Source organism: Rummeliibacillus sp. POC4 (genome assembly GCF_003576525.1).
Lineage (GTDB): Bacteria > Bacillota > Bacilli > Bacillales_A > Planococcaceae > Rummeliibacillus.
This window is the reverse complement of record NZ_QWUA01000141.1, coordinates 1-1850: the sequence shown is the minus strand read 5'-3', so window position 1 is coordinate 1850 and position 1850 is coordinate 1. Positions and strand designations below refer to the sequence as shown.

Genomic DNA, 1850 nt, shown 5'->3' with positions numbered 1-1850 from the left:
TCTCACACCACCGTACGTACGGTTCCGTATACGGCGGTTCAATCTTTTAAGTATCTGTGCTCATAGAGTGAGGTGATGTCTTTTAATCCCCACTTTGTGAGCTTTTCTTTTGTTATTGCTCGATGGATGGTTTCACTACAAGATATTCGCCAATATCCCTTTCGGGAATTAGCTAGTTTCATCGCTTCATTGTGGTCGATTCCATATTTTCGAAGCATCTTGTATCTTGTATGTGGTTTCTTCCACCTCTTCCAAATTAATTGTCGGAGTCTATGATTTAACCATTCTTGAGTATTTCTTATGAATGTTTTCATGTAAGAGATACCGTAATAGTTAATCCATCCCGTTGTCATTTGATTAATCTTTTTAACGATATCCACGAATGTTCCGGGTTGTTTTCGGTTTGTTAATTTCTTCAATTTCCCTTTAAATCGTTGTTTTGCCGACTTGCTTGGTCGGCAACCAACTTTCCCATGTGATTTTGTATGTTGAACCCAAGGAAAGTAGCGGATGTTGCACCACCGATTTTACTTTTCTTCTGATTAATTACCAGACGTAAATCTTTTTCTATATATTTGGTGACACTCTCCATAACTCTTTCACCGGCTCGCTTGCTTTTCACATAAATAACAAAATCATCTGCGTATCTTATGAAACGATGTCCTCGTTTTTCTAATTCTCTGTCTAGCTTATTTAAGTAGACATTTGCTAGAATTGGAGATAGAGGACCCCCTTGGGGTGCTCCTTCTGATGTTTCAATATAGATATCTTTATCCAATATGCCTGAGCGCAAGAATTTCCAGATTAGTTTTAGAACAATTTTGTCTGTTATGAATTCTTCTAAATATGCTCTTAGTCTTTGGTGATGGATAGTATCAAAGTAGCTTTTCAAATCACAGTCAACTACTACTCGATAACCTTCTTCATAGTAACGTTCTGCTTGTTTGATTGCTTGATGTGCACTTCTTCCTTTTCGGAAACCAAAACTTTTCTCCGAGAAGTAAGGGTCAATGATTGGTTCAATGACTTGAAGAATTGCTTGTTGCACTACTCTATCTAGTACACAAGGGATTCCTAAATACCTTTTAGACCCATCGGGTTTGGGAATGGCAACTCTTTTGACTGGTTGAGGTTGATAAGAGCCATCTTTTAGTTTTTCTTTGAGTGGTTTGTAGTATTTCTTCATATGTGACTTTAAGTGCGTCACTGTAATACCATCAACTCCAGGTGCACCATTGTTATGTTTCACTTTCTTATATGCACTCCAAAGATTATTGTTTGTGATGACTTTATCAATCAAGTTGATACCATCTTGTTCTTTCATATCTATGTCGATATCCCTGTGCGCTCCTATTTACTCTTCAGTTTCCAACTTATCCATCCATAGGTAGCCATCTTTTGGTCTTTACCACGATGTTGGCTGCAGTTAATCGGGATATCTACACCTCCTTGTTTTCCAAGATTTAAAATTGTTCGGCCCTTCATTCTAAGAACTACTATGACCTCTGCTGACTTCTCATGATTCATCAAATTATCGCTAATTCAATTGTTATTTATATAACCCTCATGAGACCTCCCCGGGTAAGAGTGGTTACCTTCTTCTCATGTAACTGCTATATTTACTGTATGGAGTTCGGACAGTATTGGACTTTGTTTTGTTAAGCAAACTCGTCCATTCCAATTCAGCCTTGTATATAGTTTCTGTTCGTCAGTTCGAGAATTTGCGTCCGGCTTCCTTCAGATTCCACGTCACCATGGACACCCTTGCCCTTCGCTAACAGTTCCTACTGCCAAGCCTGTAGTGGACTTTCACCACCAAGTAATCACCCATGCCGGGCGCACTTAAAAAA

At 38.8% G+C, this 1850-nt stretch carries 3 protein-coding genes; all 3 read right to left on the bottom strand.

Going from position 1 to position 1850, the window contains the following annotated elements; translation table 11 throughout:
* Positions 1-38: 38 nt before the first annotated feature.
* The 3 genes from D1606_RS19175 to D1606_RS19235 are packed head-to-tail and all read right to left on the bottom strand — an operon-like array spanning position 39 to position 1485.
* Positions 39-419, bottom strand: coding sequence for a group II intron maturase-specific domain-containing protein (locus tag D1606_RS19175; RefSeq protein WP_233548172.1), 381 nt, complete (start codon positions 417-419; stop codon positions 39-41).
* Positions 416-1324, bottom strand: a complete 909-nt coding sequence (ltrA, locus tag D1606_RS18310; RefSeq protein WP_124218410.1) for a group II intron reverse transcriptase/maturase — start codon at positions 1322-1324, stop codon at positions 416-418. The genes D1606_RS19175 and ltrA overlap by 4 nt, the downstream gene beginning before the upstream one ends.
* A 26-nt stretch (positions 1325-1350) precedes the next feature.
* Entirely contained in the window at positions 1351-1485 is a 135-nt protein-coding gene (locus tag D1606_RS19235) for a hypothetical protein (protein ID WP_255416339.1), read from the bottom strand.
* Between the last annotated feature and the right edge of the window lie 365 nt (positions 1486-1850).